Below are 16877 nucleotides of genomic sequence, written 5' to 3'. Positions count from 1 at the left end.
CATTGAGAACTGGAGAGGAGGGGCGCTGTGAGTTTGGATCTTTGCAAGATGTCCCTTCAGCAGACTCGAGACTTGCTTGAGCTTACGGACGCCACGCTCAGAAGTCTCTGCTGCAGGCGTTTCACGGGTGAGGAGTTATACGTCGAGGCCATCAGGCGGGTTCTGGGAGGCAAGGGCCGGCGTGGTCCCCAGAGCATTTTTGTTGCTATGAATGGAGAACCGGGTTGCTTGTGTCGTGGACGGGTTTTTCATCTTAGATCGGGTGAAATAATCGAGGGGTCGGAAGATATTCTTATCGATCCGTCTTCAGTATACGCTATCCCGTCTCTGAGTGACGCCGTTATTGTTTCGAACTGGAGTGAAGCCAGTGAAACAATTGACACGTACCAGGCATTGTTTCATCCCAAAGTAAAGGAATTCGTCGGCGCTCCCATTACTAATTTCATTGCGTGCCGTATAAGCGGCGAGCCTCGGGGTGCGATATTCGCATTTAACTACGTTCGTGAGGCTACGGAGTACGATGCCGGCGTGCTTATGAGCCTGGCAGTTGTCATCGGTTCACTTGTCACACTCTCCAACGAAGTGCGGGAGACCGAAAGTGCGTTCGTGTACACCATAGAGGCTCTCGCCCGTGCCTGTGAAGCGGCTGAAGAGGCTACCGGCGAACATATCGTGCGGGTCAATCGATATGCGGGGGCGCTTGCCGCCAATCTGGGTTTGTCACCGGATTTTGTTGAGACGATTTCATACTCCGCCCAAATGCACGATGTCGGCAAGATTCGGGTGCCGAACGAGATATTGCTAAAGCCCGGTCGGCTCACAGCGGATGAAGAGCGATTGATGAGGCTGCATCCGGTGTTCGGCGAGAAAATCCTAGGCGATTCACCCCGTTTACGCGTTGCCCGTGAGGTTGCCGTTGCGCACCATGAGAACTGGGATGGAAGCGGGTATCCCTATGGTTTAAAGGGGGGTGATATTCCTCTGGCTGGCCGGATAGTGAAGCTTGCTGACGTCTATGACGCGCTCAGATCCCGCCGCAGCTATAAACCTCCTCTGAGCCATCGGGATGCTTTGGAGGTTTTTCGCCGCGGGGATGACCGTATAGAACCGAAGAGGCATTTTGATCCGGACATCCTGAAAACCTTCTTCGAAATTGAGCACATGTACGAATCGATTTACGAAAGTGTTGCTGTTGCTCCGCCCCGAGAATGGTCATTTTGACTTTGACTGATCTGCAGAAATCGATTAATTTGTGAAAAACTTTTGACCAAGGAGTCCCGATGTTTCTTCTTCCCAAGGGAAATCCATTGTATGAGAATATCGCGGCGGCAAAAGTAAAGCTTCCGGAGATGTTTGACAAACTGAAGGGGAGCGGCTTCACCGGCTATCTGAAATTTACCTTTCCTTCTTCTCTTGCAGTTCTTTTTTTCGAAGCCGGAAAGTTAATCAGTGCGATGCTCGAGCAAGAGGGAAAAAAGTCCAGCGGGTTCGAAGCGATTGCAGGAATATGTAACTACGTGTTTGAGGGGGGAGGATCGCTCAGCGTCTACAAGCTTTCAAAGGACCTGACGATGTGTCTCCACGCCATGATCCACGGAAATGTCCTGTATCAGGGTCAAGAGCTCAAGCTGATCGATATCAAGGGACTTCTGGAGAAGCTCAAAGCTCAGCGACTCAATGGCTGCCTTCGCATTTATACCGATGATCGCGCCGCTTTGATTTTCTACAAAGAAGGGGCTCCCCTCGGTTTTTTCCATGACGGTTCGACCGACATCGAAACGTCTGCTTCCGAGTCGCAGAAGATTGCCGGGCTGCCGGGAGCGAAGATCGATGTCCTGTCTACGAAGAGTGCTGATGAGTTGATGCATTACGATCTGCTCGAGATGGTCAATATCGTGAAACTCTGGGAGTCGACGGGAAGTCGATTCGCAACGGAGCGCGATAAGATCAAAAAAGAGGCGGAAGCGGTTGACAGAAAACAGTCGGCTGAGAAGCTCAAGGAACTTGAGGATGACCTCAAGGAAGTCGCCGTAGCCTATATCGGGAAAATGGGGGCTTCACTGGTCGAGAAAGAGCTCGGTGACCGAGGAGGTCGTACGATACTTCTCGATAATTTGCTGGTGGTCGAATTCCTTTGCGGAATTGAGCGCGGTGCCAAGCTGTTGACCAGCATGTCCAAGACCAGGGAGATGCTGGAAACCATGAAGAATGAGATCGCAGAACGCACAAGAGCCTGAACCTGAATTTTTTCATGTGCACGTGGGGGGACAATGGCGGATATCAGCACAGTTGATCTGGTCCAGATAGTTTTCTGGTTCCTGGCTGGATGTATCAGTTTCTATTTCAGCATAGGCAACGCGCGGGTCTGGACCAGTATTTCGATCGGATTCTTCCTCATCTTCATGAGTCAGCTCTACGTCGTAGAAAAGGCTCTCGATGCCCCCTGGACCGCCTATACGCAGGTCGAGGCGCTACACTACATTATCGGCACCATCTCGATCATGGTGATGACCCACGGCTTCCAGGAGTATTATATTTTCAGTCGTACGCTGGAGCTGGGGGGGAGTAAACAGGCAGTTTACCTGACAATCCTTGGTCTGCTGATTGCGTCGGCCGTATTCGTCTTTATCAACCCCGAGCCGCAGTACACCGTGCTGCGGAACATTCGCATGATAGAGAACACCACCTGGGTCTTTCTCTCCCTTGTCAACCTTGACATGGTACGGAAGATCTATCTCCAGATCCGCGATTCGGTCATAGCAAAAGGTTTTATTGCCTTTGGGATTGTTTTTATTGCAATTTTTCTCTGGAAGGGGTCGGAACTCTATCTCCAAGTCTACAATTGGGATGCCGACTGGAAGCTTATCATGCAGAACCTTGGCGCCAGCGTCCCGGAACAGTTCATGGGGCGGAGAGATTTTTCGGTGCTTGTGCATGACATCGCCGGGCTTCTTTCGGGCTTCACGGTGGGGGGGACGTTCATATACCTGGTGAAACTCCTCCGTTGAGGCGGCATCGCGATATACTTTCAAGAAAAGGGCTGCAAGGCCCTTTTCTTATTTCGGCGCTGTTCCCAGTCCGTGCATAAGGAGCGGAGGCTGCGTGGAGCATCTGTTCAGGCAATATCTCGAAAATCATGGCTACTGGGTACTCTTCCTCTGGACGTTCATGGAAGGGGAAGCTGGTCTGATCCTGGCCGGGTTTCTCGCATTCGAGGGGTATCTGAGCCTCCCCGGCGTGATTGTCACCGCCGCGGGGGGGCTTTCCTCGGAGACCAGTTCTATTTTTACCTGGGACGATGGCAAGGCAAGTGGCTCCTCAAGGCCTTTACTCTGATAGCAAGAAAGTTTCGCAAGGCGCTGCGGCTGATTGAGCGTTACGGCACGTTTGTGGCCTTTGTTTCCCGCTATACCTACGGCTTTCGCATCATACTGCCCATTATCCTCGGCATGACGACGTTCCCGGCCGTCCGCTTCCTCTGGCTGAACGTCTGCAGTGCTCTTGTCTGGGCCATTGCCTTTTCGCTGGCTGGGTACGTTTTCGGCAAGAGTGCATCTCTTTTCGTGGATGATGTTGGCAGATATGAAGTACATCTGCTCGTTGTCCTTGCAGGGCTCATATTCTGCATGTGGCTTCTCCATTTTGTCCATGCGCGGCTGAGGCGCAGGCCGGCACGTCAGAGGCTTCGGCGGATGAAGGAGGCGCGTAAATTGAGGGAGGAACGGTGAACAGGAGTGAGGAACGGGCAACAGTCGCCCATATTAAGGAACAAATTTCGGTGGTCCTGGTCGAACCGCAAAGTCCCGGCAATGTCGGGATGGTCTGCCGGGCAATGAAAAACATGGGGCTGCGTGAGCTCCGCATTGTCAAAGGGTGTTGCCTTGATCATCCGGAGGCGCTCAAGTTTGCGGTGTCGGCAAAAGATCTGCTCGAGGGCGCCCGGGTATTTTCTACGCTTCAGGAGGCGCTTGCGGACACCGAACTGTCGGTTGCCACAACCAGGCGACACGGGAAGTACCGACAGGAGATTTTTTCGCCAACGGAAATTGTTGCAAAAATCGCCGCAAACCTTTCTGCCAACAGGGCTGCCTTTGTGTTCGGCAGAGAGGATAATGGCCTTTCCACCGATGAACTCTCCCTCTGCCGATGGCATGCCACCATCCCCACTTCGAACGAATACGGTTCCCTGAATCTGGCCCAGGCAGTGCTGATTTTCTGCTATGAACTCTTCAAGGAGCTTGGCGAGAGTCTTCCGGAAGGAGAGGAGCGAGGCCTTGCCGGTTCGTCTGAACTGGAATCGCTCTTTGGGCAGATGGAACATACTCTCATGCGGATCGGCTTTCTCAATCCCCAGAATCCGGCACATATAATGAGGAGCATGCGGCGCATCTTTTCCCGTGCTGAACTGGACGGACGCGAGGTAGTCGTTTTGCGGGGGATGATGACACAGATCGATTGGGCAACCGATCAATTCAGGGGCAAGAAGGGACGATGAGTAATGAGGATTGCCTGCAACGGGAGCCCCGTGTCATGAAATTCTGCCATCGGGAGGGTGACAAGTTGCCGGTCCATGATTATGCTTTAGACAATATCAACAAAACGGAGGAACTATGAAGCGGATCGTTTGGCTGCTCCTGGCGGCAATTGCTCTCTCGGGACTCACGGGGTGCGGATACAATGTCATGCAGGCCAAGGAAGAGGCGGTCTTCGCGGCATGGGGCGACGTTGAAGCTGCCTATCAGCGTCGGGCCGACCTGATTCCGAACCTCGTGGAGGTGGTGAAAGGGTATGCCAAGCACGAAGCGGATACCCTCAAGGCGGTAACCGAAGCCCGGTCGAAGGTCGGGTCGATGCAGGTGAGCAAGGATATGCTCGGCAATCCTGAGACCTTTGCCAAGTTTCAGCAGGCTCAGGGAGAGCTTTCCGGTGCACTGTCCCGCCTGATGGTCGTGGTCGAACGTTATCCCGACCTGAAAGCGAACCAGAACTTCATGGACCTGCAAAACCAGCTCGAAGGGACGGAGAACCGCATCAACGTGGCCCGCACCCGATACAACCGGTCGGTACAGGATTTCAACACCGGTATTCGGACCTTCCCGAACAGCCTCACCAACTCGCTTCTGCTTCACCTGACCCGCAAAGAGCCGTTCAAGGCGGAGGAAGGGGCGAAGAGCGCACCCAAGGTGAAATTCTAGCACTCAATGAAGAGGATTATTCTTTCGATACTGCTGCTCTGCCTGCTTCCTGCCGTTGTGCTGGCGCGCGATGTCCCCCCGCTAAGAGGGTACGTCAACGATTATGCCGGCATGATCTCCGACGGTGCCGCGCAACGGCTCCAACAGGCACTTGAGGCATTCGAGCGAAGTGATTCCACTCAAATCGTGGTTCTCACCATCCCTTCGCTCGAAGGAGATGACCTGGAGGGATTCTCGATTCGAGTGGCCGAGGCGTGGAAGATTGGGCAACAGGGAAAAGACAACGGTGCCATCCTGCTTGTCGCCAAGGCCGAGCGCAAGGTCCGGATCGAGGTGGGGCGGGGGCTTGAGGGGAAACTGACCGACCTTGTTTCGGGGCGGATCATCAGAGGTGATATTGCGCCACGGTTCAAGCAGGGGGACTTCGATGGCGGGGTGACCGTCGGCGTGTCGGCGATCATGGCCACGGTCCGGGGCGAGTATGCCGCTGCCCCCCGGGATCTGCGGCATGGCAGGAAGAGTGCCCCTCCGCTCATTGGTCTGCTGATTTTTCTCGGGGTCGCCTGTGTTTTCTTCGGAGCGATTTCCCGTCCGCTCGGCGCGCTGGCGGGATCTGTCGGTCTGCCGGTCGTAGTGCTCCTCACCTTTCCTGGCCTCGGTCTGGTCGTCCTTGCGGGGCTGGCGGTGGCGGGCTTCCTGCTCGGCCTCATCATCGTGGCGCTTTTTGGCGGTGGCGGGAGGGGCGGCGGAATGTTCTGGGGAGGGCCTCCTTTCGGGGGAGGATTCGGCGGCGGGTGGTCGTCGGGGGGCGGAGGGTTTTCTGGCGGCGGCGGCGATTTCGGCGGTGGCGGCGCTTCGGGCGACTGGTAGGCTGGGGACAAAGGACGGGACGTGCAACGGGCAGATACCTTTTTCACACCCGCGGAGGGGGAACAGATCCGGCAGGCGGTGGCCGCGGCCGAGACGGCAACTGCCGGTGAGATCGTCACCATGGTCGTCGATTCGAGTGACACGTATCGCGAGTCAGAGACCCTGGGAGCGACGCTTCTGGCCGGATTCGTGGCGATCGTGATTGCCGTTGCGATGCATCATGTTACGATCTGGTCGTATATTCCCATGGTTTTCATGCTCTATTTTCCGTGCCGGCTCCTGTTCCGGTCGGTTCCACGCCTGAAGCTCTCTTTTGTCGGTCGTCGCCGTCTCCATGAAGCCGTCAGAGAACGCGCAGTCCGGGCTTTTTATGAAAAGGGGCTCTATCGGACCCGGGGGGCAACCGGCATCCTGATTTTTATTTCTCTCCTGGAGCGAAAGGTGTGGATTCTCGGTGACCGCGGGATCAATGAAAAGATCGCGCCCCATTTCTGGAACGAGATAGCGGTAACGCTCACGAAGGGACTTCGGGAAGGGGAGGGGGGAGCAGCTCTTTGCCGCGCCATCGCAGCCTGCGGAGCCGAGCTTTCGCGGCATTTCCCCCGTGCGGCCGATGATACGGACGAGCTCCCAAACGATTTGCTTACCCAGGACGGCTGACGTGTCTGTAGGCCGTTCGGGCCGTCCTTCAGTGCATTCCTGCCGGTCCAGCGCCGAGTTTTGGCTTCCTCAGGAGGAGAAGTAACGGCATTACCCCGAGGAACGTCAGTCCCACGATCCAGAATATGCGATTGTAGGCCAGCATTCCCGCCTGACGCTGCACAATGCCGTAAAGGGCTGCCAGGCTCTTTGTTTCCGCACTGGCGCCGTCGATGCCGCGCGCCATCAGTGCCTGTTTCCATGTCCCGATTGTCTGCCGTGCCACTGGATTGAACTGCGTTACGTTGCTGATAAGGACGTTCTGGTAAAACTGCGCAAAACGGGATAGAAGAGTGGCGGCTGCGGCAATGCCGACGCTCCCTCCGATGTTTCGCAGCAGATTGAACATTCCGGTAGCATTCCCCATTTCTTCCCGCGGGATCGATGCGAGGGTCACGGTGGTGAGAGGGACAAAGAGCATCGCGAGCCCGACGCCGAGGATAATCCGCGGCCAGGCGAAGTTCCAGTAGGACGCCTCCAGCGTAAATCGCTGCATCATGAACATCGATGTGGCGCTGATCAGAAGCCCCCCCAGCACCACCTTCCGACCGTCGTACTTCGAGATTACCGCCCCCACAAACGGCATAGTGATCAGTGTGGCAATCCCCCCCGGGGCGAGGACCATTCCGGCCAGTGTCGCATCATATCCCATCAGTGTCTGAAGAAAGAGCGGGATGAGCATGATGGAGCTGTAAAGGCAGAATCCGACCATGAACATCACGAAATTGCCGGCGGAAAACGAAATGTCCTGGAACAGCCTGAGATTGATGATCGGGTGTTCGTGCTTCAGTTCCACATAGACCAGGGAAGCGAGCGCCAGGGCCGAGAGAACCGTGCAGCCGATGATGAATGAGGAGTTGAACCAGTCGTCCTGCTGGCCCTTGTCGAGAACGATCTGGAGTGCGCCGAGTCCCACGGTGAGGAGGGCGAGTCCCCACCAGTCAATGGAGGCTTGAGCGCGGCGAAGATACGGGGGGTCGAAGATGAAGTACGTCGCCATAATAACGGCGACGATGCCAATGGGGATGTTGATGTAGAAAATCCAGCGCCAGCTCAGATTGTCGGTGATCCATCCGCCGAGAGCCGGCCCGATGATCGGTCCGAACATGGCTCCGATGCCGAAAATGGCATTGGCCATCCCCCGCTCGTGGGGGGGGAAGGTCTCCAGGAGGATCGCCTGGCTGCTCGGGATGAGGGCCCCGCCGGCTGCTCCCTGGATCACCCGGAAGAGGATCAGTGTTGCCAGATTGGGGGCGGCTCCGCAGAGCAACGAGGCGAACGTGAAGAGGGTGATGCAGGTGATGAGAAAGCGCTTGCGGCCGAAGATGCGGGAGAGCCAGCCGGTCATCGGCAATACCACGGCGTTGCTGACCAGGTATGAGGTGAGTACCCACGTGACTTCATCGGTACCGGCGTTAAGGCTTCCCTGCATGTGGGGAAGTGCCACGTTCGCAACGGAAGTGTCGACGATCTCCATGATCGTGGGGAGCATCACCGTTATGGTGATGAGCCATTTATTGACGACTTTGGCCGGCGCGTTCATTCAAAGGTCTCCCTGACGCCAACCGCTAGAACGGCCAGAGCGACCGGAGCACGTCGCCGGCACGACGTTCCACCGCCACCGTCGGCACGACGCTCATGCCGACCCGCAGAAGGTGCTGGGGGTCGCTCTTCCTGTCGATGGCAATTTTCACCGGTATCCGCTGAACGACCTTCACGTAATTCCCCGTGGCGTTTTCGGGCGGCAGGAGGGAGAACGCGGCACCGGTCCCCGCCATGATGCTTTCCACGCTTCCTGTGAAGGTGTACCCCGGATAACTGTCGACGGTGAAGTCGGCTTTCTGTCCCGTCTTCATGTGGGTGATCTGGCTCTCCTTGTAGTTGGCCGTAATCCAGATGTCGTCCAGCGTCACTACCGCCATGAGCGGTTGGCCGGCCTGAACCGTGTTCCCGATCTCGACCGATTTACGGGTCACGTACCCGTCCGCGGGGGCATAAACCTTTGTGTACGCACGGTTGTTGATGGTTTCCTTAAGCTTTGCTTCACGCTGTGCCACCCGCGCCTCACGACCGCCGCTTCCGGAAAGCCCCAACTCCGCCTGTGCCTTGCGGACCTTCTCTTCTGCTTCTTTCAACTGGGCCGCAGCAATGCGGCGGGACGTGGAGAGTCTGTCGAGCTGATCCTTTGGAATCACTTCCTTGCCATAGAGAGCGCTGCCGCGCTTCAGGTCAATGTCGGCCTGTTCCAGCCGAGCGCGGGCATCGCTGGCGGCGGCCCGCGCCACTTCCACGGCGGCGTAATCGCTGCTCGTCTCGTTTTTTGCCATGTCGAGAGCCGCTGCGGCATCCTTCACCCTGACATCGTAATCGGTCGGATCAAGCTCCGCGAGAAGCTGGTCTTTTTTCACCGGCTGGTTATCGTCGACGTGTACGGCGACAACGGTTCCGGGTACACGTGCCGAAACCGAGTGGACGTGCGCCTCGATAAAGGCGTTATCGGTCGAGATATGGGTCTGGCTGCGGACGAACCAGCGTCCGCCGATGACCGCTGCGACGATCAGGACTGCGAGGAGAATCACTCCTGCCCGTTTCCGTCCCTGAGGTCTGGCCGTCTTTGGAGACGCAGAGGATGTTTCTTGTTTTTCAGTCTCTTCGGTGGCCATTTTTAAAGTTCTCCCATAGCTTTTCTGACGCGAGCAGTTGCCACCTGGCTGTCATAGATCGCCCGGTAGAAATCGGTCTTGATCTGGGTGAGGAGCGTCTGGGCGTCAAGCACGTCGGTGGCGGTCCCCACCTGCTCCTGATAGCGGTCCCGGTTGATGCGGAGGTTCTCTTCCCCCTGCCGGATTGCCTGCTCGACGGTCGCGATACGATCCGCCGCCACCCGCGCATCGTTCAGCGCCGTGCGCAGTTCAACCCGAATCTGCTCCCTCAGTTGCCGGAGGCTGTCACGCTGCTTCATCATGCTTTCCACCGCCTCTCGACGCCGCGCAGTTGAGGCAAAGCCGTCGAAAAGGTTAATCTTGACTCCCGCCGTAGCGGAATAGATCGTCTGCTCCCGCACCTTGCTGTTCTCCACGTAATCGATCCCTGCCTTGACGTACAGTTCGGGATAGAAGGCACTGCGGGCCTCGACAACCTCCGCCTCTCCCGCTTCGACCGACCGGGCGAGGGCGGCGAGTTCCGGCCGGTTTGCCACTGCCCGCCGTTCGGCATCTTCCGGCGCCGGGAGCTGAGCGGCAGTGGAGGCTTCGGAAAGATCGGCACGGAAGGAGAGGGGGCGACCGGTCAGATAGTCGAGGGTCAGCCATCGATTTTCGACGCGGTTTGCTGCGCCGAGCCTTTGCTGGCGGCTGTCGGCCAGCTTCACCTCTGCCTGGAGAAGATCGTTGCGGGTAACAACCCCTTGTTCGTAAAGGTTTTTCGCGATGCGGAGATGGTCGGTGCGTTGCACGACTTCTTCCTCGGCGGCGGCCAGGAGCTTCCTTGCCTCCAGGATTCCGTAATAGGCTTCCACGACTTGGAGATAAACCTCTTTTTCGCGGGCCTCATAATCCCGGGAGGTCGCTTCCTGCAGGAGGGAGGCACGGCGGGCGCGGGATGCGGTGCGGCCAAAGTCATAGATGGTCTGCGTGGCGGAGACGCTCAGAAATCCGAAGTTCGCATCTTGTGTTTCTGCACTGAAATTCTGAATCTGGACCGCCTGGGGTTTCGCCTGCACGGTATATCCTCCCTGAAGATCGAGGCGGGGAAGATATCCGCTTTTTGCCCGAACGACGCCTTCCTCCGCGATCTGGCGATCATGACCCGTGACCGCGAGTGCATAGTTGGCCGACAAGGCGAGACGAAGGCATTCCTCGAGAGACGTGGATTCCGCCTTGGCCGATACCGGGACAAGGAGTGCGAGCAGCATGATCAGTCGACGTGATCTGTTCATCGGGTACTCTCCTGGGGGGTGCGTAACTTCTTGAGAATGGCAAAAAGGCTTTTTTTCTCCACCTCGCTGAGTGGAGCGAAAAATTTTTCGGTGACCTGGCCGGCAATGGCGCAGAGTTCACGTTCGAGAGCGACTCCCCGCGGGGTCAGGCAGATTCGATGTGCCCGTCGGTCGTCGGGATCGGGAAGACGCTGCAGAAGCCCCTGGCGTTCAAGCCGGTCGATGAGCCCCCCGATCGTTGTTCGGTCGATTTGCGATTTTTGTGACAATACGGTTTGGGAAAGACCGTCTTCCTGCCAGAGAAAAGCGAGGAGGCTGAATTGCGGCGGCGTAAGCTCGTAGGCGTCGAGTTCCCCCTTGAACAGAGCGAATCCGCGTTGGTAGACCTTGGCGATGAGAAAGCCGATACTATTTTCGATGTCGAACATGACGGGACTCCGGCAGCATGAGGAAAAACGATAATTATACGTATAATCAGTATGCTGTCAATGTATAGAAACGCAATCCAACCGGGAGATGGTGAATGGGCAATCAGTTGGCTGGGGGTGCGTCGGGTTCGTCCCGTCCCGTTTGGACGAAATCCTGAGGGGACGGTGCATTGGCTGCGGGAGGGGCGACCTGCGGGCGATAGAGGCGGCGATACAATGCACTGCCGGCAAGCACCTTTTTCACGTATTCGCGGGTCTCGTAATAGGGGATGTTCTCGATGAATTCGTCTTCACTGCGGTAGGTGAGAGATTTGCGCCAGCGGTCCACCGCGTTGGACCCGGCATTGTAGGCGGCGACTGCGGAAACGATGTTGCCGTTGTACTGTTTGAGCAGGTCTCGCAGGTGACGGACGCCAAGGGAAATATTGAAGTCGGGCTCGACGAGGCGGGCGGCGATTCCGTTTTTGGCCCCGTTGGCAACGAGTGTCTTGGCAGTGGTGGGCATAAGCTGCATGAGGCCGACGGCTCCGACGGGCGAAACGACGCCGGGGGCGAAACCGCTTTCGGCTTTCATGAGTGAAAAAACGAGTTCTTCCGGGACGCCGAGGCTCGCGGCACGTTCCGTCACGGCGTCGCGGAAGGCGCGGGGATAGAGGAGTCCCCACTGAACGAGGGAATCGGCAGTGATCCTGCGGGGGGGATCGGACCGGACAAGGGCCGCCGCCGAGGCGTAGTCATCCATTTCAAGGTAGAGACGGGCTAAAGCGAGGGTGGATTTTTTCTTTCCAGTCCCATTTTTCCTGTTCGCGGCGAGTTCCCTGCGCGCTTCATCGTGCAGGCCAAACGAGATGAGGGTCTTGACCCGCTCGAAGCCAAGGGGAATCGGCAGGTGCAGGGTGATGTCCTCTTGGAGAGAGACGGAGGATGCACCATCATCATGTTTCCGAAACAATGAGGTGTAGAAGGATAATGGCTCCTCGTCGGCGAGGGTGGCAAAGATACGGGACGCACCCTCTCTGTCCCCGGCTGATTCGAGGGCGCGGCCATGCCAATAGAGGGCCCTCACGCGATAATCCGCTGCCGGCAACAGCGACTTGAACCCTTCTGCGGCTCCCTTGAAATCTCCCTGATTGTAACGCGCCCATGCCGCCTCCCATGCAGCACGGCGAGTCAGCTTCGGGTCGGAGCTTGTGGCGAGAATCTTCTCGAGCAGGGGGAGTTGTTCCCGGTAGCGCCCCTGGAACTTGCGGACGAAGGCGGCCTCCAGGAGCGCGTCGTCGGCAAGTTCTGAAGAAGAGGATTTGGCAGGGATTGCCAGGAAGGTGGCAACAGCCTCGTCTTCCTTGCCACATTTGTCCAGTGTCCGGGCAAGCCAGAACCGGACGTCGTCCGCCAGCACCGGCTTGAGTTCGCGGTCGAGCAGGGAGGCGAATATCCGCGCAGCGTCTCTGTAGTGTCTGGCCTTGAATAGCGACTGACCGGATTTGAACGTTGTCTTGAGAGTGAAATCGGCAGATTGTCCCGAGAGCGAAATGGCGTCGAACGCCTTGAGCGCCTGCTCATATTTGCCGAGATTGTAGAGGGTGCAACCGCGGCGGAAGAGGTCGTCGGCGCTGTAAGGTTCCACGGCGATCCCCTTGCGGGCGATCCGTTTGAGGCTTTCCTCTGCCTTTTCGGCCACGGAGGATGCGGGATAGGTAATCCAGAGATTCCTGAATTCCTGCACCGCCCGGGCATCATCCCCGAGTCCCTCCCGGCAGAGGGCGGCCTGATAAGTCGCGGTGAGCGAATCGACTCCTGACGGGTAGCTTTCTATGAACCGCACATAGGCGTCCAGCGCCTCGCGGAAGTTGTTGCGAGCGAAGAGAATGTCTGCCTGCAGTAACCGCCCCCTGCGAATGACGGGGCTTTCGGGCCAGGCGGCAATGAGTCTGTTCACCGCGCCGAGAGCTTCGTCGTAGCGGGCCGTGGCCTTGAGTGCTTCAGCCTGTCCGACAAGGGCATAATCGGCCAGAAGCGGCAGGTCCTTGGCTGCACGACCGAGAAGTTCGGCGGCATCGGTCCACTGCTCAAGCCTGAGGGCGGCAGTTCCCGCCATAAAGCTTCGCTCCGGCGATTCCGGCGCGGACAGGGCGGTGGTCCAGGCGCCGCGATACTCTTTTACCTTGAGCTGCTGGGCCGCCCTGCGCAGTGAAGAGTCGGAGAGGGTGAGGAGATTCTGCGACGAGGCTGAAACGGCAAGGGTAAGTACGAGAATGAGAGCGAGAAAGGTTCGTGACAGCATGGCAGGCAAATCCTTACGGGTAGTTCGGGAGTTTTCGGAGACGACGGTGACGATTCGGGGCTGCGCGGGGTAAAGAGCAGACAGCAAAATGCCGGCCCATCCCCGCCGGCCGGCAATTGACAGGGAGAATAGTAACCGCAATCTGCGACAAAAATCAAAGGGTTTTTGGCGCGATCCGCTGCGGTATACTGATTGACAATGACCTGACAAACTATGCATAGTAGCCCGGTTTGGACCTTTGCCGACAAAGGAATCATGAGATGAAACAAAAGCGTGAAACAGTGGTGCGGTTCATCCGCGAACAGGGTGGGACGGTAGCGTTTCGGGAGTTGATGCAGGCTTTCGGCGTTTCAAAAGCGCACCGCCTGAATTTCAAGGAGTTCGTGGACCGCCTGGTGTCCGACGGGGCGCTGGTGAAGCTCAGGGGGAACCAATACGGGCTTGCCGATGCACAGAACCTCGTTACTGGCCGTCTTTCGTGCCACCGTGACGGATACGGTTTTGTTACTCCCGAGGGGGGAGGGGATGACGTCTATATTCCGGCCCGCTCGCTTCGGGGAAACATGCACGGCGATCTGGTGGAGGTCCGTGTCGAGCTCGTGAAGGGGGGCGGAAAGAAAGAGGGGCGGATCGTCCGAACGATTGAACGGGGCGTCAAGAAGATTGTGGGCCGGTTCGAGGCACTAAAAGGGGGGGGGGTTCTTATTCCGGATGAAACCCGCATCTCCCACGAGATCGTCATCCCCCAGAAGTGGTCGAGCGGGGCCCGCAGCGGGCAGGTGGTGACGGCCGAAATCACGGCGTATCCTTCCGAGCGCACGAAGGCCGAGGGGAAAATCATCGAGGTCCTCGGCAATCCCGATGACCCGGAAGTCGAAGTGCGGACCATTGTGGCCAAGTACGAGCTCCCCTTCGAGTTTCCTCCCGATGTTCTTGCCGAAGCCCGTGCCGTTCCGCAGGAGGTGGGTGAAGGAGAGGTCCGCAAACGCATCGACCTCAGAAAGCACCTCACGGTAACGATCGACGGCGAGACCGCCCGCGATTTCGATGACGCCGTCTCGGTCCGGAAGGAGCAGGCAGGCAACATTCGCCTCTGGGTCTCCATCGCCGACGTGTCGCACTACGTTCGCCCCGGTTCGCCGCTGGACCGTGAGGCGTACCAGCGGGGGACATCGGTGTACTTTCCCGACCGCTGCATCCCGATGCTTCCGGAGGAACTCTCCAACGGCATCTGCTCCCTGAATCCCCGGGTCGAGCGCCTCACCCTCACCGCCGAGATGCTGTTCACGCGGGCTGGCACGCTCAAGGAGGCATCGTTCTATCCGAGCCTCATCAAGAGTGCGGCACGTCTGACATACACCACCGTGCGCAAGATCCTCGTTGATGCGGATCCCGAAACGATCGAGGCCAACAGCCACCTTGTGGCGGACCTCACCGTGATGAAGGAGCTTGCCGAGCGGCTTATGGCCAAGCGGCGCAAGCGCGGCAGCATCGACTTCGATCTTCCCGAGCCCCAGATCGTGCTCGATCTCCAGGGGCATACCGAGGCGATTGTCAGGGCGGAGCGAAACCTTGCCCATCGCATCATCGAAGAGTTCATGCTGGCTGCTAACGAGGCGGTGGCATCACATATCGAATCACGGCAGATCCCTTCGCTGTACCGTGTCCACGAGCCACCCGATCCGGTCAAGCTTGCAGATTTCCAGCAGTTTATCTTCAATTTCGGCTTTCATTTCCGGCTGGATGAAGGAAAGGTCGATCCGGCGGAACTCCAGCGGCTCATCGACGAGGCCGAGGGGAAACCCGAGGAGCGGATGATCAATGAGGTGCTGCTGCGCTGCATGAAACAGGCACGCTACAGTCATGAGAACCTCGGCCACTTCGGCCTTGCCGCCCGCTGCTATACCCATTTCACCTCTCCCATTCGCCGCTATCCCGACCTGGTTGTCCATCGGATACTCAAGGGGGTGCTGGCGGGAAAGCTGACGGAGAAGGATGTCGAGCGCCTTGAGTCGACCCTCCCCGAAACGGCCGAGCAGACGAGCCGGCGGGAGCGGGTGGCGATGGAGGCGGAGCGGGAAATCGTTGCCCTGAAGAAGGTTCAGTTCATGCGGGAGCGGATTGGCGAGACCTTCGACGGATACATTACCGGCGTCTCCTCCTACGGTTTTTTCGTAGAGCTTGTGGATCTCTTCGTGGAAGGGATGGTTCACGTGTCGACCATGGGGGACGACTTTTACCGCTACGTCGAGAAGCAGCATGCCCTGGTGGGGGAACGGAGCCGGGAGATGTACCGGATCGGCGATCGCGTCCGGGTCACCGTCGCCGGGGCCAGCCTGGAGCGGAAGCAGGTCGAGTTTGTGCTGGCGGGGCTTCACGAGGTCCGGAAGCGCAGCGAGGCGGCCGATGAGTTCACGCGTGTGCCGATCAGGGGAAAGCTGCCAAAAGGATTTGCCGAGCGCAGGAAATCGGATGGGGCTGACGGGCGTAAAGGTGCACCGAAAGGGGGCGGGCGCGGTAGACGGCGCCGGTGAAAGAGGTTGCGCACCTTCGCGGGGCTGTGCTACTGTCATAAGGATTTAGACCAGACGCAAAAGGAATGTGAATGACTGAAGAAACCCAGACGGTCCAGCCGTTTCTCGAGCACCTCACCGAACTTCGCAAGAGGCTTATCGTAATCGTCATCGCGGTCGTCATCGGGATGGGGCTCGCCTGGAACCTTTCCGGCCGCATCCTTAATTTTGTCACGAAGCCGTTGACCGGCCAGACCTACCTGACCGATATTAAAAAACGGGCCTATGACGAGATCGGCAAGCGCTATCCCGCGGTCTACCGGCAGTTCGAGCTCGATAAGGATGTCAAGCAGGCGCCGAAAGAGCGGATGCTCAATTACAGCGCCCCCCTCGAACCGTTCTTCGTCCAGTGCAAGATTTCCATCATTGCCGGCTTCATCCTGGCGCTGCCGATCGTCTTCTACCAGATCTGGCTCTTCATCGCCCCGGGGCTCACACGCAAGGAACGCCGGATGGTGATTCCGTTCGTGTCGGTGAGCACCGTCAGTTTCTGCGTCGGCGCACTCTTCTTCCTGGTCATCATCTGGCCGGTCATCATCAACTTTTCGCTTTCCTACGAGGCCGAGGGGCTGCGCAGCTGGTTCAACATGAGCGCATACATCAACTTCTGCCTGCGGCTCATCCTGATGTTCGGCCTGATCTTCGAACTGCCGATCCTGATGCTGCTGCTGTCGCGCTTCGGGATCGTGACCTACTCCTTCCTCGCCCGGAACCGCCGCTACGCCCTGCTGGCGAGCTCCGTTGTCGCCGCCTTCCACGCCGATCTCATCACCATGTTCGTCATCATGGCTCCGCTTTACCTGATGTATGAGATCAGCGTCTGGCTGGTGCTTATCTTCGGTAAGAAGAAGGCGGTGCCGGCCGCGGAGAGCGCCGGGGGGGCAGAGTAAC

14 protein-coding genes and 1 pseudogene are annotated in these 16877 nt (G+C 57.9%); 10 read left to right on the top strand and 5 right to left on the bottom strand.

Annotated elements, in window-relative coordinates:
• Positions 1-27 precede the first annotated feature (27 nt).
• The 8 genes and pseudogenes from GPICK_RS08705 to GPICK_RS08670 all read left to right on the top strand — a co-directional run bounded on the left by GPICK_RS08705 (position 28) and on the right by GPICK_RS08670 (position 6725).
• Positions 28-1221 carry an HD-GYP domain-containing protein gene (locus tag GPICK_RS08705; protein WP_039742293.1) on the top strand — a complete coding sequence of 398 codons (1194 nt, stop codon included), beginning with the start codon at positions 28-30 and terminating at the stop codon, positions 1219-1221.
• Positions 1222-1280: 59 nt separating this feature from the next.
• Positions 1281-2237, top strand: coding sequence for a GTPase-activating protein (locus GPICK_RS08700; RefSeq protein ID WP_039742291.1), 957 nt, complete (start codon positions 1281-1283; stop codon positions 2235-2237).
• Positions 2238-2270: 33 nt separating this feature from the next.
• Entirely contained in the window at positions 2271-3008 is a 738-nt protein-coding gene (locus tag GPICK_RS08695) for a hypothetical protein (protein WP_039742289.1), read from the top strand.
• A 94-nt stretch (positions 3009-3102) separates the two neighbouring features.
• Positions 3103-3728, top strand: a pseudogene (locus tag GPICK_RS08690) (DedA family protein).
• Positions 3725-4495 (top strand): RNA methyltransferase, encoded by a 771-nt coding sequence (locus tag GPICK_RS08685; protein ID WP_236685506.1) that lies wholly within the window; start codon positions 3725-3727, stop codon positions 4493-4495. Before GPICK_RS08690 ends, GPICK_RS08685 begins: the two are co-directional and overlap by 4 nt.
• Before the next feature lie 115 nt (positions 4496-4610).
• Positions 4611-5195 (top strand): LemA family protein, encoded by a 585-nt coding sequence (locus tag GPICK_RS08680; RefSeq protein WP_039742287.1) that lies wholly within the window; start codon positions 4611-4613, stop codon positions 5193-5195.
• A 6-nt stretch (positions 5196-5201) separates the two neighbouring features.
• A complete protein-coding gene (locus GPICK_RS08675) occupies positions 5202-6065 on the top strand; it encodes a TPM domain-containing protein (RefSeq protein ID WP_039742284.1) in 864 nt (287 codons plus the stop codon).
• Between the two features lie 21 nt (positions 6066-6086).
• Positions 6087-6725 (top strand): TPM domain-containing protein, encoded by a 639-nt coding sequence (locus GPICK_RS08670; RefSeq protein WP_039742281.1) that lies wholly within the window; start codon positions 6087-6089, stop codon positions 6723-6725.
• Positions 6726-6753: 28 nt separating this feature from the next.
• On the opposite strand, the gene GPICK_RS08665 is transcribed toward GPICK_RS08670, so the two are convergent.
• The 5 genes from GPICK_RS08665 to GPICK_RS08645 all read right to left on the bottom strand — a co-directional run bounded on the left by GPICK_RS08665 (position 6754) and on the right by GPICK_RS08645 (position 13413).
• Positions 6754-8307: a DHA2 family efflux MFS transporter permease subunit gene (locus tag GPICK_RS08665; protein WP_039742278.1), complete on the bottom strand. Its 1554-nt coding sequence runs from the start codon at positions 8305-8307 to the stop codon at positions 6754-6756.
• Positions 8308-8332: 25 nt separating this feature from the next.
• Entirely contained in the window at positions 8333-9343 is a 1011-nt protein-coding gene (locus GPICK_RS08660) for an HlyD family secretion protein (RefSeq protein ID WP_236685505.1), read from the bottom strand.
• A gap of 86 nt (positions 9344-9429) precedes the next feature.
• Positions 9430-10701, bottom strand: a complete 1272-nt coding sequence (locus GPICK_RS08655; protein WP_039742272.1) for a TolC family protein — start codon at positions 10699-10701, stop codon at positions 9430-9432.
• Positions 10698-11129, bottom strand: a complete 432-nt coding sequence (locus GPICK_RS08650) for a MarR family winged helix-turn-helix transcriptional regulator (protein ID WP_039742269.1) — start codon at positions 11127-11129, stop codon at positions 10698-10700. Before GPICK_RS08650 ends, GPICK_RS08655 begins: the two co-directional genes overlap by 4 nt.
• 103 nt (positions 11130-11232) lie before the next feature.
• Positions 11233-13413: a transglycosylase SLT domain-containing protein gene (locus tag GPICK_RS08645; protein WP_052263366.1), complete on the bottom strand. Its 2181-nt coding sequence runs from the start codon at positions 13411-13413 to the stop codon at positions 11233-11235.
• 260 nt (positions 13414-13673) lie between these two features.
• Between GPICK_RS08645 and rnr the strand changes: the two genes are divergently transcribed.
• Positions 13674-15947, top strand: a complete 2274-nt coding sequence (gene rnr / locus GPICK_RS08640; protein WP_039742266.1) for a ribonuclease R — start codon at positions 13674-13676, stop codon at positions 15945-15947.
• Between the two features lie 71 nt (positions 15948-16018).
• Positions 16019-16876: a twin-arginine translocase subunit TatC gene (tatC, locus tag GPICK_RS08635; RefSeq protein WP_039742264.1), complete on the top strand. Its 858-nt coding sequence runs from the start codon at positions 16019-16021 to the stop codon at positions 16874-16876.
• Position 16877: the final 1 nt, after the last annotated feature.

Source organism: Geobacter pickeringii, from assembly GCF_000817955.1.
GTDB lineage: Bacteria > Desulfobacterota > Desulfuromonadia > Geobacterales > Geobacteraceae > Geobacter > Geobacter pickeringii.
The sequence above is the reverse complement of the archived record's forward strand: the minus strand, read 5'-3'. Positions and strand labels throughout refer to the sequence as shown.

Excerpts from the sequence above, each read along its gene's own strand:
- GPICK_RS08700 (WP_039742291.1), top strand. The coding sequence starts at position 1,281 with ATGTTTCTTCTTCCCAAGGGAAATCCATTGTATGAGAATATCGCGGCG.
- GPICK_RS08645 (WP_052263366.1), bottom strand. The coding sequence starts at position 13,413 with ATGCTGTCACGAACCTTTCTCGCTCTCATTCTCGTACTTACCCTTGCC.
- GPICK_RS08655 (WP_039742272.1), bottom strand. The coding sequence starts at position 10,701 with ATGAACAGATCACGTCGACTGATCATGCTGCTCGCACTCCTTGTCCCG.
- GPICK_RS08675 (WP_039742284.1), top strand. The coding sequence starts at position 5,202 with ATGAAGAGGATTATTCTTTCGATACTGCTGCTCTGCCTGCTTCCTGCC.
- GPICK_RS08695 (WP_039742289.1), top strand. The coding sequence starts at position 2,271 with ATGGCGGATATCAGCACAGTTGATCTGGTCCAGATAGTTTTCTGGTTC.
- tatC (WP_039742264.1), top strand. The coding sequence starts at position 16,019 with ATGACTGAAGAAACCCAGACGGTCCAGCCGTTTCTCGAGCACCTCACC.
- GPICK_RS08680 (WP_039742287.1), top strand. The coding sequence starts at position 4,611 with ATGAAGCGGATCGTTTGGCTGCTCCTGGCGGCAATTGCTCTCTCGGGA.
- GPICK_RS08650 (WP_039742269.1), bottom strand. The coding sequence starts at position 11,129 with ATGTTCGACATCGAAAATAGTATCGGCTTTCTCATCGCCAAGGTCTAC.
- GPICK_RS08665 (WP_039742278.1), bottom strand. The coding sequence starts at position 8,307 with ATGAACGCGCCGGCCAAAGTCGTCAATAAATGGCTCATCACCATAACG.
- rnr (WP_039742266.1), top strand. The coding sequence starts at position 13,674 with ATGAAACAAAAGCGTGAAACAGTGGTGCGGTTCATCCGCGAACAGGGT.